General features: G+C 68.3%; 19 protein-coding genes. 13 read left to right on the top strand and 6 right to left on the bottom strand.

The features are described from left to right. Positions 1-42: 42 nt before the first annotated feature. Positions 43-870, bottom strand: coding sequence for a helix-turn-helix domain-containing protein (locus ABZ807_RS20335; protein WP_357159988.1), 828 nt, complete (start codon positions 868-870; stop codon positions 43-45). Between the two features lie 599 nt (positions 871-1,469). Between ABZ807_RS20335 and ABZ807_RS20330 the strand changes: the two genes are divergently transcribed. The 4 genes from ABZ807_RS20330 (at position 1,470) to ABZ807_RS20315 (ending at position 7,023) form a co-directional block, all read left to right on the top strand. After that, on the top strand, positions 1,470-3,248 hold the full coding sequence (locus ABZ807_RS20330; protein WP_357159985.1) for a S8 family serine peptidase: 1,779 nt from the start codon (positions 1,470-1,472) through the stop codon (positions 3,246-3,248). Continuing rightward, positions 3,223-5,757 carry a malectin domain-containing carbohydrate-binding protein gene (locus ABZ807_RS20325; RefSeq protein WP_357159998.1) on the top strand — a complete coding sequence of 845 codons (2,535 nt, stop codon included), beginning with the start codon at positions 3,223-3,225 and terminating at the stop codon, positions 5,755-5,757. Before ABZ807_RS20330 ends, ABZ807_RS20325 begins: the two co-directional genes overlap by 26 nt. 84 nt (positions 5,758-5,841) lie before the next feature. Then, positions 5,842-6,717 (top strand): acetoacetate decarboxylase family protein, encoded by an 876-nt coding sequence (locus ABZ807_RS20320; protein WP_357159982.1) that lies wholly within the window; start codon positions 5,842-5,844, stop codon positions 6,715-6,717. 69 nt (positions 6,718-6,786) lie between these two features. Next, positions 6,787-7,023, top strand: a complete 237-nt coding sequence (locus ABZ807_RS20315) for an SDR family oxidoreductase (protein ID WP_357159979.1) — start codon at positions 6,787-6,789, stop codon at positions 7,021-7,023. Positions 7,024-7,200: 177 nt separating this feature from the next. On the opposite strand, the gene ABZ807_RS20310 is transcribed toward ABZ807_RS20315, so the two are convergent. Beyond that, the gene (locus ABZ807_RS20310) at positions 7,201-9,240 is read right to left on the bottom strand and encodes a glycogen debranching N-terminal domain-containing protein (RefSeq protein WP_357159976.1); all 2,040 of its coding nucleotides are present in this window, start codon (positions 9,238-9,240) and stop codon (positions 7,201-7,203) included. Then, a complete protein-coding gene (locus ABZ807_RS20305) occupies positions 9,237-9,614 on the bottom strand; it encodes an SCP2 sterol-binding domain-containing protein (protein ID WP_357159973.1) in 378 nt (125 codons plus the stop codon). The genes ABZ807_RS20310 and ABZ807_RS20305 overlap by 4 nt, the downstream gene beginning before the upstream one ends. A gap of 200 nt (positions 9,615-9,814) precedes the next feature. Here ABZ807_RS20305 and ABZ807_RS20300 point away from each other — a divergent pair, with 200 nt between their 5' ends. Together ABZ807_RS20300 and ABZ807_RS20295 are read left to right on the top strand one after the other, a co-directional pair. Next, positions 9,815-10,192, top strand: coding sequence for an SCP2 sterol-binding domain-containing protein (locus ABZ807_RS20300; protein ID WP_357159970.1), 378 nt, complete (start codon positions 9,815-9,817; stop codon positions 10,190-10,192). Next, positions 10,189-12,252: a glycogen debranching N-terminal domain-containing protein gene (locus ABZ807_RS20295; protein ID WP_357159967.1), complete on the top strand. Its 2,064-nt coding sequence runs from the start codon at positions 10,189-10,191 to the stop codon at positions 12,250-12,252. The genes ABZ807_RS20300 and ABZ807_RS20295 overlap by 4 nt, the downstream gene beginning before the upstream one ends. Before the next feature lie 205 nt (positions 12,253-12,457). Here ABZ807_RS20295 and ABZ807_RS20290 read toward each other — a convergent pair whose 3' ends face one another. Beyond that, positions 12,458-13,597: a hypothetical protein gene (locus tag ABZ807_RS20290; protein ID WP_357159964.1), complete on the bottom strand. Its 1,140-nt coding sequence runs from the start codon at positions 13,595-13,597 to the stop codon at positions 12,458-12,460. A gap of 42 nt (positions 13,598-13,639) precedes the next feature. Between ABZ807_RS20290 and ABZ807_RS20285 the strand changes: the two genes are divergently transcribed. Further along, a complete protein-coding gene (locus ABZ807_RS20285; protein WP_357159961.1) occupies positions 13,640-14,734 on the top strand; it encodes a histone-like nucleoid-structuring protein Lsr2 in 1,095 nt (364 codons plus the stop codon). Between the two features lie 14 nt (positions 14,735-14,748). Further along, complete coding sequence (locus ABZ807_RS20280) at positions 14,749-15,567, top strand: UPF0158 family protein (protein WP_357159958.1); 819 nt, start codon at positions 14,749-14,751, stop codon at positions 15,565-15,567. Between the two features lie 114 nt (positions 15,568-15,681). On the opposite strand, the gene ABZ807_RS20275 is transcribed toward ABZ807_RS20280, so the two are convergent. Then, on the bottom strand, positions 15,682-16,266 hold the full coding sequence (locus ABZ807_RS20275) for a TetR/AcrR family transcriptional regulator (RefSeq protein ID WP_357159955.1): 585 nt from the start codon (positions 16,264-16,266) through the stop codon (positions 15,682-15,684). A gap of 86 nt (positions 16,267-16,352) precedes the next feature. Here ABZ807_RS20275 and ABZ807_RS20270 point away from each other — a divergent pair, with 86 nt between their 5' ends. Continuing rightward, on the top strand, positions 16,353-17,423 hold the full coding sequence (locus tag ABZ807_RS20270) for an alpha/beta fold hydrolase (protein WP_357159952.1): 1,071 nt from the start codon (positions 16,353-16,355) through the stop codon (positions 17,421-17,423). A 690-nt stretch (positions 17,424-18,113) separates the two neighbouring features. On the opposite strand, the gene ABZ807_RS20265 is transcribed toward ABZ807_RS20270, so the two are convergent. Further along, a complete protein-coding gene (locus tag ABZ807_RS20265; RefSeq protein WP_357159949.1) occupies positions 18,114-18,872 on the bottom strand; it encodes a FadR/GntR family transcriptional regulator in 759 nt (252 codons plus the stop codon). Between the two features lie 138 nt (positions 18,873-19,010). Here ABZ807_RS20265 and ABZ807_RS20260 point away from each other — a divergent pair, with 138 nt between their 5' ends. From ABZ807_RS20260 to dgoD, 4 genes are all read left to right on the top strand, one after another. Continuing rightward, positions 19,011-20,300 carry a sugar ABC transporter substrate-binding protein gene (locus tag ABZ807_RS20260; RefSeq protein ID WP_357159946.1) on the top strand — a complete coding sequence of 430 codons (1,290 nt, stop codon included), beginning with the start codon at positions 19,011-19,013 and terminating at the stop codon, positions 20,298-20,300. Positions 20,301-20,379: 79 nt separating this feature from the next. Then, positions 20,380-21,327 carry a sugar ABC transporter permease gene (locus ABZ807_RS20255; RefSeq protein ID WP_357159943.1) on the top strand — a complete coding sequence of 316 codons (948 nt, stop codon included), beginning with the start codon at positions 20,380-20,382 and terminating at the stop codon, positions 21,325-21,327. Next, positions 21,324-22,139, top strand: a complete 816-nt coding sequence (locus ABZ807_RS20250) for a carbohydrate ABC transporter permease (protein WP_357159940.1) — start codon at positions 21,324-21,326, stop codon at positions 22,137-22,139. Before ABZ807_RS20255 ends, ABZ807_RS20250 begins: the two co-directional genes overlap by 4 nt. Before the next feature lie 6 nt (positions 22,140-22,145). Continuing rightward, entirely contained in the window at positions 22,146-23,294 is a 1,149-nt protein-coding gene (gene dgoD / locus ABZ807_RS20245) for a galactonate dehydratase (RefSeq protein WP_357159937.1), read from the top strand. Positions 23,295-23,296: the final 2 nt, after the last annotated feature.

Below are 23,296 nucleotides of genomic sequence, written 5' to 3'. Positions count from 1 at the left end.
GACCTGACAACTGAGCGGCACGAGCCGGATAAGCCGAGAGGCTTACGTCCGGATCTGTGGGGGGCGGCGGGTGAGACTCCCGCCGCCTACCCGGCGCTGCATGTGCTGGATGCGCTGTGCGATCGTCTCCCGTCCCCGCAGGATCTCAATGAGCCGGTCCACGTCGCTGGTGTCCGCGCTCGCGCGATAGACGTCCATGAGCTCGAACATGCCAAGCCGTACCTTTTCCAGCTCCTGCTGGTGATGCAGGATGAGAATCTCCATTCCGATGTCGGGTGGTGTCGGAAGAAAGCGGGACGGGCGGCCGGGGAGCCGGCTTGCCAGACCCTTTACCTCCAGCGCGGCGAGGGCCCGCCGGACCCACTGCGAGTCGGCGCCGCATGCTTCAGCGAGGCTGTTCTCGTCGCTGGCAGGACGTTCGAGCAATACCCTGTAGATCCGTTCCTCCAGCGGATTGATCCCGATCGCATCCAATGCGACAACCTCCTCGCATCTGTCCTCACGGAGGGCGTCCGTCGTCTTGCCTGTTCGGATAGGACGATGGCGTACATCCCATATTAGAGGGCGCTGCGGAGTGTGGACAAGACCGATTGATCCTGGAGGCGTCTTAAAAACTCCATTGACAATCTTGATCTGAAAAGACTCGAACCCCTCATCGACACGATCCTCGACGAGTTCGCCACGCGGGCCAGCGCCCAGGCCCACGCCGGGGCCGTGCTGGTCGACGGGTTCATCGCCCCGGTGGGCGAACGCGACGCCACCACCGGCCTGTTCTCCGACAAGAAACACCTGCCCGGATGCGATACCCGATGGGCCCGCAACACCGCGCTCAACCGAATCCACGCCGCCGTCGAACGCGCCATCGCCCACCTCAAAACTGGAAGATCCTCAAGACCGGCTACCGCCGGTCCCTCCACGACTTCCCCCAAGTACTACGCACCGTCACAATGCTAGAGATCTATCAATGGTCGACCTGGCCCTTTTGAAATGGCCTCCAGGTTCCTGCTCGGGATGGCTGGTGGATGTCTCGCATAAGCCACTGTCCTTGATCGGCCATGGAGGGCCGTAGATGACTCGTGAGTAGCATGCTAACTTGCTCGGCAAGCATAGACAGTGAGCGATCACTTGCTCCCGACAAGAGAGCGATCTGCCGGAGGGAATGCAAATGTGTGCCGCGTGGAGCGCGGCCGGGCAGCGCATTAGGAGAGCGCGGTGGCTGCCTATTCGGGCTCCCCCCCAGGGGCATGGTCCACGTCAATCACAAAGACGGCCACCAAAGGTCCCGGAAAAGAGATAAGAGGATGAGTGAGATGAGAAAGTGGTCATCAAGAGGCCGCCCACACCGTTTCCTCGCGACAGTCGCATTGACACTGGTGTGGCTGCTCGTCAGCGCGACCGCGGGAACATCCGCGTGGGCAAGCCCATTGTCGAAGCCTGACGCACCGGATCGGGCGCCTATTGATGCTGCCGTGCAGCAGCAGACACAGGCCGGCGGCGAGGCGACCTTCTGGGTTGTGATGGACAGCCAGGCCCAGCTGAGTCAGGCGCCCGAGATCAAGGACTGGTCCGGGCGCGGGAACTATGTCCACTCGACCCTGCGGGACAAGGCGAAGTCCACCCAGGCCGGCATCGCATCGATGCTGAAGTCCAAGGGCGCCCACTACACCTCGTTCTGGATCAACAACTCGATCCAGGTCAAGGGCGACGCCTCGCTTGTCCACGAGCTCGCCGCCCAGCCCGGCGTCAAACGCATCGAGCAGGACCACACCGTCATGCTGCCCGAGCCGATCAAGGGCGAGGATCAGCCGGAGGTCGAGTCGGTCGAGTGGAACATCGACCGCGTCCGCGCCCCGGACGTGTGGCAGCAGTTCGGTGACCGCGGCGAGGGCATCGTCGTCGGAAACATCGACAGCGGCGTGCAGTACGATCACGCCGCGCTGGTGAACAAGTACCGCGGCCACCGGACCGACGGCTCGTTCGACCACAACTACAACTGGTACGACCCGACCCACGACTGCGCGGGCAACATCCCCTGTGACAACCACGGTCACGGCACCCACACGATGGGGACGATGGTCGGCGACGGCGGCCAGGGCAACCAGATCGGGGTGGCCCCCGGGGCGACGTGGATCGCGGCCAAGGGTTGCGAGAACCGTGGCTGCCCCCAGGCCGCCCTGCTCTCCTCCGGCCAGTGGATGCTCGCGCCGACCGACCTGAACGGCCAGAACCCGCGGCCCGAACTGCGCCCGGATGTGATCAACAACTCCTGGGGCGGCAACATCGGAGGCGGCAACGACTGGTATCGCGACGTGGTACGCGCGTGGGTCGCGGCCGGGATCTTCCCCGTGTTCTCCAACGGTAACGCGGGTCCGGCCTGTGACACCCCCGGCGACCCGGCCGACTACCCCGAGAGCTACGCCGTCGGCGCGTCCGACATCAACAACGCCATCGCGTCGTTCTCCTCCCGTGGACCCGGCGCCTACGGCGTCATCAAGCCCGACATCTCCGCTCCGGGTGCCAACGTGCGAAGCAGCCTGCCCGGCGGCGGGTACGGCTCTATGAGCGGCACGTCGATGGCGGCGCCGCACCTGGCGGCGACCATCGCGCTGATCTGGTCGGCGGCGCCGAGCCTGCGCGGTGACGTCGCCGGGACGCGGGCCATGCTCGACGGCACCGCGATCGACGTCGACGACACGAGCTGCGGCGGCACGGCGGGCGACAACAACGTGTGGGGAGAAGGCCGCCTCGACGCGTTCGCGGCGGTCGACGCCTCCCCGCGCGGTCCGTGGGGCACCCTCACCGGCACGGTGACTGACGCGGGCACCGGCGGCCCCATCGTGGGTGCCACCGTCGAGGCGAGCGGCCTCCAGGGGCGCACGGCCTCGACCGGCGCGGGCGGGACCTTCAACCTGCGGCTACCGGTCGGTGACCACCACATGAGCGCGGTTGCCTTCGGGTACCTCAAGAGCGAGGCCGACATCACGATCACCGAGGGCCAGGAGACGGCGCAGAGCTTCGCCCTCACGGCGGCTCCCTCGCACGCCGTCCGCGGCACCGTGACCGACGACGGCGGCAATCCAGTCGCCGGGGCCCACGGTCACCATCGTCGGCACACCGGCCCAGCCCGTGACCACCGATGGCTCAGGCCGGTACGCCTTCGCCCGCGTTCCGGCGGGCTCCTACCAACTGTCGTTCGAGGCGGGCGGCTGTGTCGACTCGGCGATGAAGGAGCTGGCCGTCGACGGTGAGGAGACCCTCGACGCCGTGTTGGCACGCCACGCCGACTCCTTCGGCTACACGTGCTCGACCAAGAGCGCCGGCTACGTCGACGCGAAAACGGTCGTGGCCCTCGCCGGAGACGAGGGGACCAAAACGGTGAACCTGCCGTTCGCGTTCCCGCTCTACGGCGCGTCCTACGACAAGGCGACCGTCTCCATCAATGGCTTCGTTGAATTCACGGGGACCGATCAATACAGCCGGTTCTACAACACGGCGATCCCGAACCGGGAGGCGCCGAACGCGGCCGTCTACGCGTTCTGGGACGACCTGCTTGTCGACAGCTTTGCCAGCGTGCGGACCCAGGTCGTCGGGACCGCTCCGAACCGCAGGTTCGTGATCGAGTGGCGCAACGTGCAGCGGCGCGATGCGCCGAACATACGCGTCAACGCCGAGATCGTGCTCACCGAGACCGGACACGTCGTGATCCAGTACGGCGAGCTCAAAGGCGACCAGTCCGGCCACGGCGGCTCCGCCACCGTCGGCGTCGAGAACGCCGAAGGCACCGTGGCGCTGCAGTACAGCTACAACGAGCCGATCCTGCGGACCGGCCTCGCAATCGAGTACAAGGTGCCGAACTCCGCCTACGTCCGTGGCACCGTGACGGACGCCAACGACGGCAAGGCCCTCGCCGGCGCGACCGTCTCTGTCATGAGGGGTGACACGGAGGTCCGGAAGGCGACCACTCGCTCCGACGGCGGCTACCTGCTGCAGCTCCCGCTCGGCGACTACACCGTCAAGGTGGGGGCGAGGAACTACGTGGGGGGGAAGCCGGTCGACGTCAGCCTCGAGGAAGCGGAGCAGTTCGTCACGGCGGACCTCTCCCTCGCGACCGCGGTCGCCGAGGCCAACCCGGGCAAGCTGACCATCGTCGCGCCGCCGGGCCAGCAGCGAACGCAGACGGTCACCGTGAAGAACCCGGGCGGCGCCCCGCTGACCTGGGAGGCCAAGGAGATCGGCGGCGCCCGGAACGGGACGGCCGAGAAGCAAGCCGTGCTGGCGCAGACCCCGGAGAAGAGTTCCACCTACGACCCGAACGCCCGCACCACGGAGGGCATGTACGTCAACGGGGCCACGCTGCCGAGCGTCGCGGACCTGGCGCCGCAGGGAACCGGCAACGTCATCCGGTCGTGGCCCCGGGTGGGGAACAACCGCGGCTGGGGCGTCGGCTACACCGGCAATGTGTGGGTCTCCGACGTGTACAGCAAGGGCAACTACGAGTACACCAGCGACGGGACCCCGGATCGTCACTGGCCCGCAAGTTGGGCCCTCGGGTGGCCGGCCGACATGACCTACGTCCCGGGCACCGGCATGTGCCAGGTCCATGTTAGCGGCGACAAAGGGATCTACTGTTGGGACCCGGCCACGGGTGCGGTCGTGAACAAGATCACTGGCTCTTTCCCGTGGACCGACTCGTCCCAGCGTGGCCTCGCCTACCGGGCCGACGACGATACCTTCTACATCGGAGGTTGGGAGGACCACACCCTTTACCACATCAAGGGTCTGTCCTCCGACAATCCCGGCGAGGTCATCAGCCAGTGCCGGCCGGCCGGTGACGCCGGGTCGATCTCCGGCCTCGCCTGGAACGCCGCGTTCGGTGTCCTCTGGGCTGCGACCAACAGCCAGAGTGACACCATCTACCAGCTCGACCCCGGCACGTGCGGAATCCGCGGATCGCTCCCGCACCCCACCCCCGGCTTCAACGGCGCCGGTCTGGAGATGGACGACACCGGCAATCTGTGGACGGTCGGCCAGAAGTCGAACAGGGTGTACCTCATCGACAGCGGCCTGTCGTCGTTCGCCGACGTCCCGTGGCTCTCCGAGCAGCCGGCGAGCGGCACCATCGCGCCGGGTGAGTCCCAGGACGTCAGGGTCACCGTGGACACCACCGGGCTGGAGCCGGGAATCCACACGGCCACGGTGCAGCTCATCACCAACGCCGGGCGGCAGCCGGCAGTCCAGCTACCGGTCACCGTGGTCGTGTCCGCGTACCAGCAGAGTGTGAATGCCGGCAGCGACGGTGGCTACACCGACCATGCTGGTGCTGTCTGGTCTGCCGACCAGGCATATGTGCCGGGCGGCTGGGGCTACGTCTACAAGAGCAAGGCCGAAAGCACGCGGGCACCCATCGCCGGCACCGAGGACGGCCAGATCTACCAGACCCAGCGCGTCGCCCAGGACAACACGATGGAGTACCGCTTCGACGGGCTGCCGGACGGAACGTACACGGTCGAGATGTCGTTCGCGGAGCTCCAGAACATGAAGCCCAACGAGCGACTGTACGACGTCACCCTGAACGGCCAGGCCGTACTCACCGCGCACGATATCGCCGCCGAGGTCGGTCTGAACACGGCCGACAACCACACCTTCACCGTGCAGGTAAACGGCGGTTCGGCGACGATCCGGTTCATCGCCCGGCAGGGTGCCAAGGCTCCGGTCGTCAACGCGCTCCGTATCACCGAGCGCCCCGACCTGAGCTGATGGCCTGAGAAAGGAGGCGTGCAGCGCCATCCCCGCGGCCCCGCCGATCCGGCGGGGCCGCGGGCATCTGGGGACCGTGGCCCGATGGCGGGGCCGCTCCCCGGGGCGTCCCTATGGGTTTCGTCAAGCGGCGGCGGGTGCTGCTGTCGGGCGTGGTTCACCGCGATCGCGAGCAACCTGCCGACCGCGCCGGCGTTGATGGGCAACACGGTGCCCTACCTCGGGTACCCGAGCGGCAACCGGCCTTACTGGTGCAAGGACCTGCGCAGCCTCTCCGTCTACTGCCGAGGCGACCGGGCGAACCTGGAGGAGCTCCTCGCGCCCACCCCGTTCGAGCTCGCCGACGACCGGTTCGTCGTGCAGATCGCGGACTTCGGCAACGCCACCCCCGGCGCCTTCTACGACTCGGGTGTCGTCATCCCCGTCCGCTACGGCGACCACCGGGGGGTCAACTACTTCTTCGAGTACGAGGACCAGCCCTGGAGCGTCGCCTTCGGCCGGGAGGTCTGGGGCTACCCCAAGCAGTACGCCGACATCGCGCTGACCGACACCGCCGACGCGGTCTCGGGCGCCGTCCACCGCTCCGGCAAGCTGGTATTCGGCATCTCGATGACGCCGGGGGAGGGGCACGACAACACGGCCTGGGCGGACCTGTCCCTGTATCCGCACCTTCAGGTCCACGCCCTGCCCGAGGCCGACGGGCCGGGGTTCTGTGTCTTCGAGATCGTCTCCCGGGACACCTCGAAGGACTTCGTCCTCAAGCACCGGAGCTTCGGACCCGCAGCCGTCGAGCTCACCGACGCGCTCTCGGTCAACGGCGTCGAACTGAAGGTGGTCGAGGTGCTCGGCGGCGAGTTCTCCGTCGGGGACTACGCCTGCACGGTGGAGAACGGGATCTCGACGGTGATCGACGACCTTCGCGGCAACCGGTCCCGCGTCGGAGCGGCGGAGCGCCCGTAACCGTCCGGTAGCTTGCCAGAATGCGGGGCCGCTGCGCAGTAGCGGCGCAAGACATGGGGAGGGATTGAGATGTTGTCGGAGTACGTCGGAAAGGGCGCGCTCGTCGGCACCGACCAGACGGGTAACGCCCTGCTGAGCCAATCGGCCTACGCCAGCCTCTGCTCTCGACTCGTCCGCATCCCCCTGGGCCGGGTCGGCGAGGCGGGCGACCTGGCCAGCGCCGTGGTGTTCCTCGCCTCGGACGCGTCCGCGTACGTCACCGGGCACACGCTCACCGTCGACGGCGGTTGGGTCGTCTCGCTTTGATGTCTGAAGGCGGCCCGCGACGCTTGGCCAGTCGAGTGAGTTTCACCCGTCCATGATCCCCCAGGCGTGCCCGCTTCTCGACCAGGCGAAGCGCGACGCTTCGGTCGCCCCCGTTCCGGGTGTCGGCGCTGCTGTACGTGCGCCGGACCGGGTGGCTAGGCGTGCGCCCTGCCGCGGTCAGCGTCGCTCCGGATGGGCACGTCCGAGGGCATCCGCCGTGCCCCACCGTCCGGGGATGTGGAGCAGTTCGATCCGGCCCATGCTCGGGGGCACGGCCGGTCTGGTCACCAGGTGCTCGCCGCGTGGCTCCATGCCGAGCATGGTCCGCAGCAGCAACAGGGGAGTGCCGGTGGACCACGCCTGCGGGCTGCACGCCGTCGGGTACAGCACGGGATATCGGGTCAACGTCCGGTCGTAGCCGCCGAACGCCTCGGGCAGCCGCCCGTCGAAGTACTCCGCGGCGTCGATGATCCCCTCGGCGATGCGCCCGGCCTCTTGGTGGAAGCCGTATCGCCGCAGCCCCCAGGCGATGAACGCGTTGTCGAACGGCCAGACGGTGCCGACGTGGTAGCCGATCGGGTTGTACCGCCCCTCGCCGGTGGCGAGGGTCCGCACCCCCCAGCCGGAGAAGAGGCGGGGGCCGAGCAGGTGTTCGGCGATCTTCGCGGCCCGGGATTCGTCGACGATGCCGCTCCACAGCAGGTGGCCGATGTTTGAGGAGAGTGCGTCGACCTGGTGGCCGTCGCCGTCGAGGGCGAGGGCATAGTAGTCGCCGTCGGTGATCCAGAAGTCGCGGTTGAAGCGTTCCTTGAGGTCGGCCGCCTCCCGTTCCAGCCGGTCGGCGTACGCGGGGTCGTGCCAGAACTGGCGGGCCAGCCGCGCGCCGCGGATCTTGGCGTCGTAGGCGTAGCCCTGCAGCTCGCAGGTGGCCCGGGGCAGGCTGGGCAGCCGGCCGTCCCGGAACGAGATCGAATCCCAGGAGTCCTTCCAGCACTGGTTCTCCAGGCCGTTGCGCTCGTTGCGGCGCTGGTACCAGACGTAGCCGTCGCCCATGATGTCGCCGTACTCGTTGATCCAGTGCAGGGCGGCTCGCGCGGAATGTTCGAGAGACCGAACCAGGGCGGTGTCGCCGGTCCACCGCTCGTACTCGTCGAGCAGGATGACGTAGAGGGCCGTGGAGTCCGCGCTGCCGAAGTACGGCGAATGCGGCTGCTCCTCGAACCCGGTCGTCTCCCCGTACCGCATCTCGTGGAGAATCTTTCCCGGCTCCTCCTCGCGGAAGTCATCCAGGACGGCGCCCTGCCGCAGGGCCAGCATGCGTAGCGTCGTGGCGGCGAGGTCGGGCGCGAACGGTAGCGCCTGGATGCTGGTGAGGATGCTGTCCCGGCCGAAGATCGCCATGAACCAGGGCAGGCCGGCGGCGGGGATGGCATGTGTGCCGGCGGTCAACGGCGCGAAACGCAACGCGGAAAGGTCAGCCAGGCTGCGCCGGTAGGTCATCGCCAACGTGCGGGAGTCGCAGGTGAGGCGCGGTGCCTCCGCGAGCCAGTCGGCCAGGTCCTGCCGGATCTGCTCTGTGGTCCGACCGAGTCTGCCTTCCAAGCTCTCCCGAAGGTCGCGCCCGCCCAGGCCCAGCGCCCGCACGCGCAGGTCGGTGATCCACTGGCCGTGTGGTCCGAGCCGAACGTGGTACGTCAGGCCCCGCTCATCGACTCGGGCCGGCGCGGTGGACGAGACCAGCGTCTCCCGGCAGAACGCCTCCCGCTGATAGCCGAGACGCAGGCATCCGCCGTCGATCCGGAAGTAGTATTTCCCGCTCTTGTTCCGCACATCCTTGATCTCGAAAAGGTCGGCGAAGTCGCTCTCGACGTCAATCCGGATCCGCAGGTCGACGGGCTCGGGTTCGTGGTTGATCACCGTCAGTCGCTCAGTGAAGCTTCCGCCGATGGAACGGTCGCGAATGGCCGAAACGCCGACGTCGAGGAGCGGAGTGGGGAGGATCGGGACGACGACAAAGCGGCTCTCGAAGTATTCGACCTCCTCGACGGTGAGCGCGTTGACCCGTTGATCATTGATGGACAGGATCCACTTCGACAGGAATCGGGTGTCGAACGAGAAGAGACCGGTCGGGATGGTGGGGGACGCGTCGATGTCGCCGGTCTCCTCGCTGACCACGAACATGTTGCCGTCCAACAGTCGGACGAGGCCGTCGCTCATGCCGCGCCTCTCCGCTCGCGGCCGAAATCCCGAGGGTGACGGGCGCCCGGCGCCCCCGGTATGAGCCGACCGATGAGGCGGACCAGCCGGATGTCGCCCTCCGTTCTGACTTCGTTGCGCAACCAGGCCGCGAATATTTGTGACTGGCCGCCCACGATCCGGTCGAAGGTCGCCCGGCTGCCGTGGAAGACGCAGTCGGCCTCGCCCCCGTCCCGCGAGACGCAGACATTGCCCCGGTCGATCGCCACGAACCAGCGGTCGACGCCCCGCTCGTGCGTGAGGTCGAACCGCATGGTCGCGGTGGCATCCTCGAGGAGGGCTTCGTGGCCGCGACGGCCGAGCGCTTCGAAGAAGGTCGTGGTGGGATTCGACATGAGCCTCCCTCCGGCTGGATCTCGAGCCCGAACGAGCCGTCACCACCATGACCAGGAGCGGGGCGCTGCCGCATCACCCGAACCGGGTGAATTCCCGCCGCCCGCGGCCGCCCGCCAGGTTCATCCCTTCCGGGTGAGGCGGCCGCACCCCGGTCTGAGTGATGCTGCTTCTGGTCATCGGAGTCCTCCGGGGGTGGTGCATGTCCGAGGCGACCAGGAAGTTCTTCGACGCGCTCGAACGCCACGGCCACGAACGCCTGTTGAAGAAGACGAACGGCACCATACGCTTCGACCTCGAGCGTGACCACGAGGTCGACCACTGGTTCGTGGAGATCCGTGGCGGCACCGTCCGGGTGTCACAGCAGAACAGCGACGCCGACACGGTCATCCGCTCCGACAATGTCTTCTTCGACCGCATGGCGCGCGGCGAAGCCAAGCCGCTCCCGGCGTGGCTGCGGAACGACATAACGTTCGAAGGACAATTCCGGCTCATCATCCTGTTGGAGCGGCTCTTCGCGCCGCCGCCCGGCGGGCGTCACCCGCAGACCGCCGCACGTGACCGTCGGAGGCAGGGATGAAGACAGACCTCGTCAGGATCCTGGACGGCAACATCTTCGTGCTGAGTGACGGCAGCGGCGACATGGACGCGAAGCCCAGCGTGCCGTATGGGTTCTTCGCGTTCGACACCCGGTTCCTCTCGCAGTGGCGGCTGACCATCAACGGCGAACGGGTGAGCACGCTCGCCATGGACGACCCGTCGTACTTCGAGGTGCGGTTCTTTCTGGTGCCGGGGGCCCCGACGCACTACGTGGACGCCAAGGTGTCGGTGATCCGGGAACGGTCGGTGGTGGGCAGCTTCGAGGAGCGGCTGACGGTGCTCAACCATTCCGGGGAAGCCGCCGACTTCACGGTCCGCGTGGACGCGGCCTGTGACTTCATCCCGCTGACCATGGTCGGACAGGAACACACGCCACCAGGCCGGCTGTACCAGCGCGTCGAGGACGGGCGACTGCACATCGGCTACGTCCGGGAGAAGTTCCGGCGGGAGACGGTGATCTCCACGACTGAGCCGGCCCAGGTCGACGAACAGGGGCTGACCTACCACATCCGGATCGAACCCCATGGGCGGTGGACCACCATGCTCCATGTCCGGGGGCTGGTGCTGCGCCCCGACGGCCAGGACGTTCGAGAGCACGTGTCTCCCGGCCGCCAGCGACACGACGCGGCGCGGCTCCAGGACGACCTGCGGCAGTGGCTCGGCAAGACTCCGCAGCTGAGCTGCGACTGGGAGCCGCTGGAGCGGACGTATCAGCGTAGTCTGGTCGATCTTGCCGCGCTCCGGTTCTCGCCGCTGACGCTACCGGCCGAGCCGTTGCCCACGGCGGGCCTGCCATGGAACGCGACCCTCACCGGCCGCGCCCCCATCCTCACCAGCCTGCAGGTGTTGCCGTTCGCGCCGGATCTGGCCGTCCACACCCTGCGGATGCTCGGCATCGACCAGGGCTCCGTGCTCGACGACTTCCTTGACGAGGAGCCGGGCAAGATCCTGCACGAGTTCCGCTACGGCGAGATGGTCGCGTTCGAGGAATGCCCACAGGCGCCGTACTTCGGCGCCGCCGACACCACCCCGCTCTACGTGATCCTGCTCGACGAGTACGAGCGGTGGACGGGGGATGCCGCCACGGTGCGCGAATTCGAGGACGAGGCGCGCGCGGCCCTGCACTGGATCGACGAGTACGGCGACATCATGGGCGATGGCTACGTCTGGTACCAGCGCCGCAACGAGCGCAACGGCCTGGAGAACCAGTGCTGGAAGGAATCCTCGAAGGCCATCTCGTTCCGGGACGGCCGGCTGCCCAGCCTGCCCCGGGCCACCTGCGAGCTGCAGGGCTACGCCTACGACGCCAAGATCCGCGGCGCGCGGCTGGCCCGCCAGTTCTGGCACGACCCGGCGTACGCCGACCGGCTGGAACGGGAGGCGGCCGACCTCAAGGAACGCTTCAACCGCGACTTCTGGATCACCGACGGCGACTACTATGCCCTCGCCCTCGACGGCGACGGCCGCCAGGTCGACGCGCTCTCGTCGAACATCGGCCACCTGTTGTGGAGCGGCATCGTCGACGAATCCCGGGCCGCGAAGATCGCCGAACACCTGCTCGGGCCCCAACTGTTCTCCGGATGGGGCGTGCGCACCCTCGCCGAGGGAGAGGGGCAGTACAACCCGCTCGGCTACCACGTCGGCACCGTCTGGCCGTTCGACAACGCGTTCATCGCCTGGGGGCTGCGGCGATACGGCTTCCACCAGGAGGCCGGGCGCATCGCCGAGGGGATCATCGACGCGTCCCGGTATTTCCAGGGGCGCCTGCCCGAGGCCTTCGGCGGCTACGACCGCGAGCTGACCCGGCACCCGGTCCAGTATCCCGCGGCGAACAGCCCACAGGCCCTGGCCACCGGTGCACCCCTGCTGCTGGTGCGCACGCTGCTCGGCCTTGAGCCGTACGGAGACGATCTGGTGGTCGCGCCGGCACTGCCCGAACGGTTCGGCCGGATCGAACTGCTCGACATTCCCGGGCGGTGGGGCCGCGTCGACGCCATCGGCAGCGTGGCATCCCAGGAAGGGGAGGCGGTCGGCAGCTGAGCCTGGCAGCGTTGCCACACTGGCCGGTGCAGGTGACCAGTCGCGAGGAAGGGGCGTTGCCCTCAGTTTCCGGACTGCCCCAGACCGGACCGCCGGAAGGTAAGGGATCAGCATGCGAACCGCTTCAGCGGACCTGATGTTCCGCGCGTTCGCGGGCGGGCTCCCGGGATCCGATGGTTCGTACGGGCACGCCGTCCGGTTGACTCTATTCCCGCAGTCCGGCTCGGATGTGGGCGGCGAGGCGGTCGCTGAGGACGGTGAGCCGGGGCAGATGGCTGCTGGCGTACCAGTCGGCCTTGTATTTGCGCAGCAGTTGCTCACCGTGTTCGTGCCAGGTGAAGGCGGGTTTGCCGGTGGCCGCTCTTAGGACGCGATCGGCGTTGTCGGGGTGGCGGGCGGAGAGCCGCTGCAGCGGGACCGGGTCGACGGTGTCATCGTGGAGGTATGCCTTGACGATCTCCTTGTGCCGGGGGCGGCGCATGAGGTCGGGGTCAGCGAAGGCCTGCTGGGCGAGGTCGTAGTCGGCGTACATGCCGAGGCCGGTCTGCTGGTCGTAGATCACGCCGATGGTTTCGACCGCGTCGTCGAGCCAGTCCAGGTCGGTCGGCGGGGCGGTGCCGGGTTCGCCGGAGTAGGTGTCCCAGTACCCGCGCATGGCCTTGTCGAGCTCGTCCACGCCGAGGGTGACCTCGTCGCTGCCGAAGTGCGCGACGAACGCGGCGTGTTGGGCGCGTTGCAGGTCCCACGCGTGGGCGACGCGCTGTGGGTTGTGGAAGACGAGTGCGGGCTGCTCGGCCGCGAGCCGGACCGCCGTGCTGTAGGCGCCGGCCTGGCCTTGGGCGGAGTAGAGGGCGGTGGTGCCGCTGAGCAGCCAGTCGCTGTGAACGGGCACGATGCGGCTGCCGATGTACGAGCCTGGCGGCATCCGGTCGAAGATCGGCCCGTCGGTGTTGGTGCGGATGCGGTAGGGCAGGTCGTCGACGACGTTCACGGTGTGCAGGACAGGGCCATCGCGTCCGGTTACCTCGAAGACGCCTTCGCGTACGTCACGCCAGCCGAGGAGGAACTCGCGCTCGGTGTCGGGCAGTTCGGGATGGGCTTCGACGAACAGGTCGACGACGGTGCGCCCGTCGTGCAGGCGGTGCTGCTGGATGAACCAGTCGAAGAAGTTCGACAGCTCTCCCTCGTCTTCGACGACGACGACCCGCCCGAACCGGGCTCTGATCTCCTGCCGGAACGCGCGGTCGAAGCGCGGCTTCCGCGCGTAGTCGAGCAGCTCACGCTTCAGCGTCACGCTGCGCTGCACCAACTCGTCGATCGATGACATTCGGCCGCCCTTCGTCATGACGAGAGTATGCCCGGGTCATGCCATGCCTGCGGAAGGCGGGTGATCGTCATCTTTTCGCGGCTCCGGCGATCGGCGCTGCGTGATCCCGTCATCGAGTCGGCGGGGGCCTTGCGGCTCGGCTGGGCGAGACTGGACGGCGTGGAGCTGCTGATCGCCAGGAACCCGGACGAGGCATCGACCCTGCCGTACCTGCTGAAGGTGCCGTTGGGTGACGGGCTGGTGTTCCGGGCGCGCGACACCTGGCCGCGCACGTCAGCGGTGTACCTGCATCCCGTCCGGTCCGACCAGTGGCCCGACAGCCCGGAGATCGTCGAGCGGGTGCCGGTGCGGTCGTGCCTGCGTCGGGGTGCGGCGATCGACCTGGTCCTCGACCGCGGTCGGGAGAACCGGTCGCAGATCGTCTACACGATTGCGCGGGGCCGGGAAGTGGTGTTCTGGCAGTCGCCGCGTACTCGCAAGCAGGCCAGACCGCAGGTGAGCACGCCCACTGCCCGCGCCGCCGGGCTGGCCGACCTGCCGGTGGTCGTCGACTCGCACGAGCGGTACGCCTACACGTTCGCCGGCAAGCCCGTCACGGTCGCCCGGCGGGCCCTGCCCTGCGGCGACTACGGCCTGGAACAGCAGGGCCGCCTGGTGGCCTCGGTGGAGCGCAAGAGCCTGGCCGATCTGGTCGCCTCGCTGACGTCCGGCAAGTTGAAGTTCGCGCTCGCGGACCTGGCCGCGCTGCCCCGGGCCGCGCTGGTGGTCGAGGACCGCTACTCGCAGGTGTACGCGCTGACTCGGGTGAGACCGGCGGTGGTGGCCGACGGTTTGGCCGAGGTGCAGGTGGCCTGGCCCAACGTGCCGATCGTGTTCTGCGAGACCCGCAAGCTCGCCGAGGAGTGGGTGTACCGATTCCTTGCCGCTGCCCACGTCTGGGCCGCCGGCGAGGCGCTCGCGACCGTGCAGGTGGGGAAGGGGCCGACGCCTGTCACCACTGCGGCGCCGAGCGTGTCGCAGCCGTCGACCAGGGAGATCCGTGTCTGGGCGCGGCGCAACGGCATCGACGTGCCCGACCGCGGCCGGTTGCGCCCGGAGGTGATCCAGGCCTGGCACGACGCGCACCCGTCCCCGGCAGCGCCCGAGGCAGGATGAACGGGAGGCGGCCGGTGCTGGAGATATCGGACCTCGATCTCGACGAGATCGTCATGGCGCTGCAGAGCCAGGACGGCTACGAGCAGTTCTGGCTCATCGACCCGGCGACCGGCGAGATCACGTTCGCATCCCGAGACCTCGATCCGGATCTGGACCTCGACGACTCCGACCTGATCCGGATCGATCCGCTGCCGTCCCGGGTGTGGTATCGGGACATGGCGGACTTCGCGGACGGGATCGCGGACGAGCGGGTCGGGCGCAGGTTGGCCCGTGCGATCCAGGGCCGGGGCGCGTTCCGCCGGTTCAAGGACGAACTCCACGCCGAGCACCCGCACCTGCTCCAACTGTGGTACGAGTTCTCGGGCCGGCGCGGCGTCAGGCGGGCCGTCGAATGGCTCGCCGACAGCTCACTCGTCGACGTCGCCCACGCCTACCGCTTCCTGGCCGACCACCCCGACATCGACCTGTCCGAGACGACCCGAACCGCCCGCCGCGCCGACGCACCGGTGCCGCCCGAGAAACTGCGATGGAGCGACGCCGAACTCGATGCTCTGATAGAGGCGGCGACCGTGGATGCGTACAACGACGACGAGCGGCTCACCGGCCTGTACGCCGCTCTTGAGGAGCACTTGGTGCTGCCCTTCACCGCCGAGGTGCTGGGCGTCGCGGTCTCGGTCGACCGGATCGACCTGGCAGACGACGGCCGGATCGTCGCCGTGTGCGAGCGGGACGGAGCACGTCAGCCGATCGGCGTCCTGGACCTGCCGCTGCCCGACCCCGCTCCGAAGGGCAGCCAGTGGATCGCGGCATACCGGCGGTGGATACGACGATGACCCCGACGACGGCCTTGCAGGCTGATGCCGAAGGCACTGACGCGCTAGCTAGGCGACGGGGTGGGGCAGGGCCGGCTGGGGCACTGCGTCGAGGGCGGCGAAGCCGCGACCGGCTCAGGTTAGCCCGGGGGCCAGGGCCCGGACCGCCTCGACGAACTGGGCGCCGCTGAGCGCGCTGTCCGGGTCGACCAGCCACTGGCTCGCCACGCCGCCGAGCATCGCTTGGTAGAAGGTCCCGAGGGCGAGTGCCCGTTCCTCGGCGAGCGTCTGAGTGGAGGCCCCGAAGTCGCCGAAGAGCTCGGCGAGGGCGAGCCGCCCGCCGCGGTTGGCCGCTGCGAAGGTCTCTCGCATCTGGGAATCGGCGTTGAGGCGGCCGAGTACCTCGAACTGTACGCTCCAGAGTGGATGGTATGCGGCGAAGGACCGCAGGACCTGTTCCCAGACGGCTTCGAGACGCTCGGCGGGGCTCGCCGCCGGATCGGCCTCGATCGCCATCATCCGGCCGAGCTCCTCGCCCCACTCCTCCAGTGCATGCAGCAGCGCCGTGTTCAGCAGCGACTCCTTGGTGCCGTAGTGGTAGCCGATAGCCGCGAGGCTCACGCCCGCGGCGGTCGCGATGTCGCGCGCGGTCGTCCGCGCGTACCCCGTCTCGTGGAGGCAGCGCTTCGCGCCCTCAAGTAGATCCTCGCGATTTCCCATGCGAAGAAGGTAGCACAACCGTCTTGCACGCTTGTGCAAGACGGTTGTACAGTCATCATCAACGCCCCTCAGGAAGGATGACCATGATGGTCGAGATCGTTGCCGCCGCCGCTCTGCCCGTCGCCGCTCTGCCCGTCGCCGGCGCCCTCGCCTACCGCGCCGTACGCCGGTCGGCCATCGCCCGGCAGTTGGACATCCACCCCCCGAACGGCATCACCGAGCAGCACTACCTGCGCATCGGCGGTGTCGAGCAGTGGGTGCAGATCCGTGGCGAAGACCGTGCCAACCCTGTCCTGCTGGTCCTGCACGGCGGTCCTGGCTCGCCGTACGCCGTCTTCACCCCGCTGATTCGGTCGTGGGAGAAACACTTCACCGTGGTGCACTGGGATCGCCGCGGCGTCGGTAAGACCCGCGCCCACAGCGGGCCGGCGGATCCCGCCCTGAACACGTTCGCCCGGCTTCAGGACGACGCGATCGAGGTCGTTGATTTCCTCCGCGATCACCTGGCCCAGGACAAGGTCGTGCTGCTGGCCGGCTCGATGGGGACGCTGCTCGGCCTGCCGCTGGCGCGCCGCCGCCCGGACCTCTTCTCCGCCCTGGTCTGCACCGACATGTACGCCGACATGTACCGCAACGAGCAGGTCGGCTACCGGATGACGCTGCAGCGCGTGCGCGCGGCCGGCAACGCCAAGGCGGTCGCAGCACTGACGGCGATCGGCGACGACCCGACCCGCTGGGACCTGCGCGCCTGGCAGGTCAAGATGGACTGGACGATGAAGACCGATCCGGTCACCCCGAACGGCGTCACGAAGCTGCTGTTCCCGCTCGCGATGACGTCACCGCTGTACTCGCTGGACGACGTCCGGCAGTTGCTCGCCGGCTTCCTGACCACGGGAAAGCAGATGCACGCCGAGGTGATGCGCTACAACGCGTACGCCGGAGGCACGCGTTTCGAAGTGCCGTTCTTCCTGCTCCAGGGCGCTTGCGACGTGCTGACCATCACCGATCTCGCGGTCGAGTTCTTCGAGCAGGTCGAGGCCCCGGCGAAAGCCGTGGCGCTCATCGAGGATGCCAGCCACTTCGCTGCCTTCACTCAGCCCGAGCGGTTCCTGACCCAACTCCTGACCCACGTCCGCCCGACAGTCACGGCCTCCTGAAATAGCAGACCAGCGAGTACGCAGCAGCGCAGCAGCGACGCCGGTGCGCTGCCGCGTTGCCACCGCCGCCGTGCCGAACAGGGCGGCGACCATCGACTCGATCATCACGAGAAGCATGAGGGCGCCGCTCCTGCCGACCAACTTGGCGGGCAGCCAGGTCGGGTAGCCCCGATGCATTGCGGCATCGGGGCCCTCTCAGATGTCTGCAAGGACCTGAGCTTGGCCAGATCCTGTGTTCCTTGGCCGCCTTGAAGACTCTGTGCCGCAACTGCCGTACGTCGTCCTCACGCAGGCGCCAGTTGATGGCGTCCCGCTCCCGGACCACGTCCTCGGTAGATGGCCTCGATGCGACCATCGCGGCTTTTCGGCGTGCCGGTTGCCCGACCCGACAGTGCGGCCCGCCAGCAGAAGCGGAAGGTGGCCGGCCACGATGGACAGAGCCAGGACGGTTACGTCCGTGCGCACCATGCGGGCGTCGCCGACATTGTTGGCGATGATCCGCATCAGCGCGGCGCGGTCTGGGACGCGACGTCGGCTACCGCCTCACCTCGGGCGGAGCGTCGCGTTCCTCACCACCGGCCCGTTCGGCAGCGGCAGCGGGACCGTTCGACAACTGGCCGGTACCGTTCACGACCACGTCGCCCCGGGGTGCGCCCGGCGCGGGGTGGGCGGAATGGCCTGTTCCCTCACCTAGCCCCGGTCGGGCTCGGTCTTCTCCCACATCGACCTCATTTCCTCGAACGCCTGCTCCATGATCTGCACCATGGCGTGGCGGGCGCCTTCGCCGTCCCGCCGCTGGATCGCCTGGGCCACGTCGGCATGCAGTTGGAGGGCCTGCTCGTCCGGGTGGTGCGGCATCAGGTGGTAGTGGTGGCGGCCGGTGAGCACCTCGGCCACCAACTCCTGGAGCTTGACGAACATCTCGTTGCCGGAGGCGAGCAGCACCTGCCGGTGGAACTCGATGTCCAGGCTGAGGAAACGCGCCTCGTCGCCGGCCTTCCCGGCGGCCCACATCTTCGCCGCGAGCCCGACCAGGTCGCTCGCCTCGTCGTGGTTCACCCGCCTGGCGGCGAGCCACGCGGCGTGCGGCTCGACCGCGGTCCGCAGCTCGGTGATGGAGCGCATCTGCGCCATCTGCCCGGCCGAGGCGAGCCGCCAGCGGATCACCTGCGGGTCGAAGACGTTCCAGTCGTTCGCCGCGCGGATCATGACCCCGACCCGGCGGCGGGTCTCGATGAGTCCCATGGCGGCGAGGACCCTCAGGACCTCACGGACGACCGACCGGGACACCGCGTACCGGTCGACGAGGTCGTCGATGTTGAGGACCGATCCCGCGGTCAGCTCGCCACCGCAGATGGCGGTGCCGAGGTGGTCGAGCACTCGTGCGTGCAGCCCGGCCTCGACAGGAGCGGACTGGGTGGGGGCAACCGCTGAGGAGGACTGGTCCACGCTCGGGATCATATCAGTTCGAGGTCGACCCTTGAATAAATCCGCTTTATCGGCCTAACATGCCGACGTTAAGCAGATGTTAACGACGAGGTGGCGCGCTTCCCCCAGGGCGGCGACACGACAGAAGGAGAGATGGACGTGCGGCGTCGATCATTGATCGGAACTTCCCTGGCCGTGGTTGCCGCCATGGGCCTGGCCGCGTGCGGCGGTGGCGGCGACGACAGCGGCGCCTCCAACACCGTGCGCGTCACGCTGGCCAACCACGTGTGGACGGAGAACATCAAGAAGGCCCTGCCCGAGTTCGAGAAGCAGACCGGCCTCAAGGTCGAGATCACCCAGCTCGGCGAGGACCAGCTCTCCGACCAGTACAACGTCAAGCTGAACGCCGGCTCCGGCGACATCGACGTGATGATGTACCGGCCGCTGCAGGAGGGGAAGCTGTTCGCCAAGAACAAGTACCTCGCCGACCTGGCGGACAAGGTCAAGTCCAACCAGGACTGGGACTTCAGCGACTTCCAGGCCGGCCCGGTGGAGGCCACCTCGTACGAGGGCAAGCCGGTCGGGGTCCCGATCATCACCGAGCGGGAGGTCCTGTACTACCGCAAGGACCTGCTGGCGAAGGCCGGTCTGTCCGCCCCGCCAAAGACCCTCGACGAGCTGAAGGCGGCGGCCGCGAAGGTCCAGGCCGCCGAGCCGGGTGTGGCGGGCTTCGTCGCCCGTACGGGCAAGTCGCCGGCGGTCACCCAGTTCTCCAGCTTCCTCTACAGCTTCGGCGGTGACTTCGTCGACAGCAGCGGCAAGTCCGCCGTCAACAGCGACGCCGCCAAGCAGGCCTACGCCTACTACGGCGGGCTGATCAAGAACCACGGCCCGGCGAACGTCAGCACCGACATGAGCTGGCCCGAGGCGATGGCCATCTTCACCCAGGGCAAGGCGGCGTTCTACACCGAGGCCGACTCGCTCTACAAGAACGCTACCGACCCGGCCAAGTCCAAGGTCTCCGACACCGTCGGTTTCGCGCCGTTCCCGGCCGGCCCCGCCGGTTCCAAGCCCTACAACATCCCGTCCTGGGCGCTGGGCATCAACGACAGCTCGAAGAACCAGGGCAACGCGTGGAAGTTCATCGAGTGGGCGACCGGTAAGCAGCAGACGCTCGCGCAGCAGAAGTCCGGTGTGCCGAGTGCCCGTACCTCCGTCTGGGCCAACCCGGAGGGCACCGCGACCTACCCGAAGGACCTCGCCGAGGCCATCGCGGCCAGCACCGAGGAAGGCGTCGGTCACGACCGGCCGCTGGTCGTGAAGGTCGCCCAGGCCCGGGAGTTCGTCGGCCAGCCCATCGTGGACGCGATCGCCGGCAAGGACGCCGCGGCGGCGGCCGACACCGCCAACGAGGCGTTCCAGAAGTTCCTGGACGACGAGGCCAAGTAAGCCGATCCCGGGGTGGGGGGGGGGGGGGGGGCCCCCCCCCCCCCCCCACCCCGCTCGGCCCGCCCACCCCGGAGATCTGATGGCAACAGTGACCACCCCCACCGCGGCGCCCCGTGGCGCCACCGGCACCCCCGACACGCCCGCCTGGGCCCGGTGGGCCAACGACCACCGCAAGTGGCTCTTCGCCGCACCGGCGATGGCCTTCGTCGCCGCGCTGATCATCGTGCCGCTGGTCTGGACCGGCTACCTCAGCCTGACCGACGCGGAGGGCTCCGTCCGCGCCGAGTCCGAGTTCGTCGGCCTCCAGAACTACCTCGACGTGCTCTCCGACACCGACCGGTTCTGGCCCGCCGTCGGGCGGACCGCCGCGTTCACCGTCGTCGCACTCCTCTTCGAGGTCGTCCTGGGCATGGCGATCGCCCTGCTGCTGTGGCGGCCATTCCGGGGCCAGAAGTGGGTCCGGGTCGCCATCCTCATGCCGCTGGTCGCCACCCCGGTCGCGGTCGGCATGATGTGGCGGCTCATCTTCGACCCGAACATCGGCATGGCCAACCAGATGCTCGGCTGGGTCGGCATCGCACCCCAGCCGTGGCTCGCCGGCCAGCACTCGGCGCTGCCCACCACGATCTTCATCGACGTCTGGCAGTGGACCCCGATGGTCGTGCTGATCCTGCTCGCCGGGCTGACCTCACTCTCCGAAGAGCCCCAGGAGGCCGCCCGGATCGACGGCGCCAGCAGCTGGCAGCGCTTCCGGCACGTCACCCTGCCGTTGCTGATGCCCACCGTGATCGTGGCGATCCTGCTGCGCGGCATCGACGCGCTGAAGACCTTCGACATCCTGTATGCCACCAAGGGCCGCGGCGGCGGATCCTTCCACGAGGTGGAGACGCTCAACGTGTATGCCTACGGGCTCAGCTTCGACTACAACGAGTACGGCGTCTCCTCGACGGTCCTCATCATCTTCTTCCTGATCATCATCGGGTCCATGTGGGCCCTGACGTCCCGTCGGAAGGAGACGCAGCGATGAACTCCCGTTCCCTGTACCGGGTGTTCCGGGTGGCGGCGCTCGCCGTTGTGGTGATCTCGCTGCTGGCCCCGCTGCTCTGGATGATCGCGGCGTCGTTCAAGACCAACGTCGACATCTACGACACCGGCAAGGCGATCTTCTTCTCGCCCACCACCGACAACTACGCCAACGTGCTCCAGCAGGCGAACTACGTCAAGTTCATCGGCAACAGCCTCTGGGTCGCTTTCGCGGCCACGGTGTTCTCGCTGATCCTCGGCGTGCCCGCCGCGTACTCGATGAGCCGCTTCAACATGAAGAAGTCCGCGCTCGTGGTGCTCATGGCGCGGGTCATCCCCGGCGTGTCGCTGCTGGTGCCCTGGTACTACGTCTTCTCCAACGTGCGCATGGTCGGCGGGTTCAGCGTGCTGATCCTCAGCCACATGTTCGTGTCGCTGCCGCTGGTCGTCTACATCATGATGGGCTACTTCGACGGCCTGCCCCTCGAACTCGAGGAGGCCGCGCTGGTCGACGGACTGACCCACATCGGCGCGTTCCGCCGGGTCACCCTGCCGCTCTCCGTGCCGGGCATCGCCACCGCCGGCATCCTGTCGTTCATCTTCTCCTGGAACAACTTCATGTTCGCCCTGGTGCTCTCCGGCGCCAACTCGAAGACCCTGCCCGTCGCGATCTTCGACTTCGTCGGCTACGCGAGCATCGACTGGGGTGGGCTGATGGCCGCCGCCACCGTGGTCACGCTGCCGATCATGCTGATCGCCCTGTTCGTGCAGAAGTACGTCGTCTCCGGGCTCACCGCCGGCGCGACGAAGGGCTGAGGACACATGACGACCATCGCCCGCATCGAAACCTTCCTCGTCGCACCCCGGTGGCTCTTCGTCCGGGTGGAGACCTCCGGCGGCATCGTCGGCTGGGGCGAGGCCACCTGTGAGGGGCGCTCGGAGACCGTCCGGGCCGCCGTCGAGCAGCTCGGCGAGCTGTTGATCGGCCGGGACGCGCTGCGGATCGAGGACCACTGGCAGGTGATGACCAAGGGCGCGTTCTACCGGGGCGGCCCGATCCTGGCCAGCGCGGTCTCGGGACTCGACCAGGCGCTGTGGGACATTGCCGGCAAGCACTACGGGGCGCCCGTGCACCAGCTGCTCGGCGGCCCCGTCCGGGACCGGATCCGGGTCTACGGCTGGGTCGGCGGCGACGAGCCGAGCGAGGTCCGCGACCACATCGCCGCGCAGGTGGCGGCCGGCCTGACCGCCGTCAAGATGAACGCGTCCGGGCGGATGAGTCCGATCGCGTCGGTCGCCGAGCTGGACGGAGTGGTCCAGCGGGTCGCCGCCGCCCGCGAGGTGCTCGGCGAGCACCGCGACGTCGCCGTCGACTTCCACGGCCGGTTCACCCTCGCCAACGCCCGCCGGGTCGCGCCGCTGCTGGAGCCGTACCGGCCGCTCTTCCTCGAGGAGCCGGTGGTCCCGGAGAACTCGCACCTGATCGGCGAGTTCGTCCGGTCCACCACCACGCCGGTGTCCACCGGGGAGCGGCTCTACAGCCGGCAGGAGTTCCTGCCCGTCCTCCAGGCAGGCATCGCGGTCGCCCAGCCGGACCTCTCGCACGCCGGCGGCATCACCGAGGTACGCAAGATCGCCGCACTGGCCGAGGTGTACGACGTACAGCTCGCCCCGCACTGCCCGCTCGGTCCGCTGGCGCTCGCCGCCTGCCTGCAGGTCGGCTTCGCCACGCCCAACTACCTGATCCAGGAACAGAGCATCGGCATCCACTACAACCTCGGCGCGGAGGTGCTCGACTACTGCCTGGACAAGACGCCGCTGACCTTCGTCGACGGACACGTCGAGCGCCTCACCGCGCCCGGCCTCGGCATCGACATCGACGAGCAGGCGGTCCGGGCGGCCGACAAGCGCGGGCACGCCTGGCGCAGCCCCATGTGGCGACACCCCGACGGCTCCTACGCGGAATGGTGACC

Origin of the sequence: Micromonospora sp. NPDC047548 (assembly GCF_040642975.1) — a bacterium.
Taxonomy (GTDB): Bacteria; Actinomycetota; Actinomycetes; order Mycobacteriales; family Micromonosporaceae; genus Micromonospora.
Note: the sequence above shows the minus strand (reverse complement) of the source record. Positions and strands in the feature narration are given on the sequence as shown.

Excerpts from the sequence above, each read along its gene's own strand:
- ABZ807_RS20325 (WP_357159998.1), top strand. The coding sequence starts at position 3,223 with ATGAAGGAGCTGGCCGTCGACGGTGAGGAGACCCTCGACGCCGTGTTG.
- ABZ807_RS20320 (WP_357159982.1), top strand. The coding sequence starts at position 5,842 with ATGGCGGGGCCGCTCCCCGGGGCGTCCCTATGGGTTTCGTCAAGCGGC.
- ABZ807_RS20315 (WP_357159979.1), top strand. The coding sequence starts at position 6,787 with ATGTTGTCGGAGTACGTCGGAAAGGGCGCGCTCGTCGGCACCGACCAG.
- ABZ807_RS20310 (WP_357159976.1), bottom strand. The coding sequence starts at position 9,240 with ATGAGCGACGGCCTCGTCCGACTGTTGGACGGCAACATGTTCGTGGTC.
- ABZ807_RS20305 (WP_357159973.1), bottom strand. The coding sequence starts at position 9,614 with ATGTCGAATCCCACCACGACCTTCTTCGAAGCGCTCGGCCGTCGCGGC.
- ABZ807_RS20300 (WP_357159970.1), top strand. The coding sequence starts at position 9,815 with ATGTCCGAGGCGACCAGGAAGTTCTTCGACGCGCTCGAACGCCACGGC.
- ABZ807_RS20295 (WP_357159967.1), top strand. The coding sequence starts at position 10,189 with ATGAAGACAGACCTCGTCAGGATCCTGGACGGCAACATCTTCGTGCTG.
- ABZ807_RS20290 (WP_357159964.1), bottom strand. The coding sequence starts at position 13,597 with ATGACGAAGGGCGGCCGAATGTCATCGATCGACGAGTTGGTGCAGCGC.
- ABZ807_RS20275 (WP_357159955.1), bottom strand. The coding sequence starts at position 16,266 with ATGGGAAATCGCGAGGATCTACTTGAGGGCGCGAAGCGCTGCCTCCAC.
- ABZ807_RS20270 (WP_357159952.1), top strand. The coding sequence starts at position 16,353 with ATGGTCGAGATCGTTGCCGCCGCCGCTCTGCCCGTCGCCGCTCTGCCC.
- ABZ807_RS20255 (WP_357159943.1), top strand. The coding sequence starts at position 20,380 with ATGGCAACAGTGACCACCCCCACCGCGGCGCCCCGTGGCGCCACCGGC.
- ABZ807_RS20250 (WP_357159940.1), top strand. The coding sequence starts at position 21,324 with ATGAACTCCCGTTCCCTGTACCGGGTGTTCCGGGTGGCGGCGCTCGCC.
- dgoD (WP_357159937.1), top strand. The coding sequence starts at position 22,146 with ATGACGACCATCGCCCGCATCGAAACCTTCCTCGTCGCACCCCGGTGG.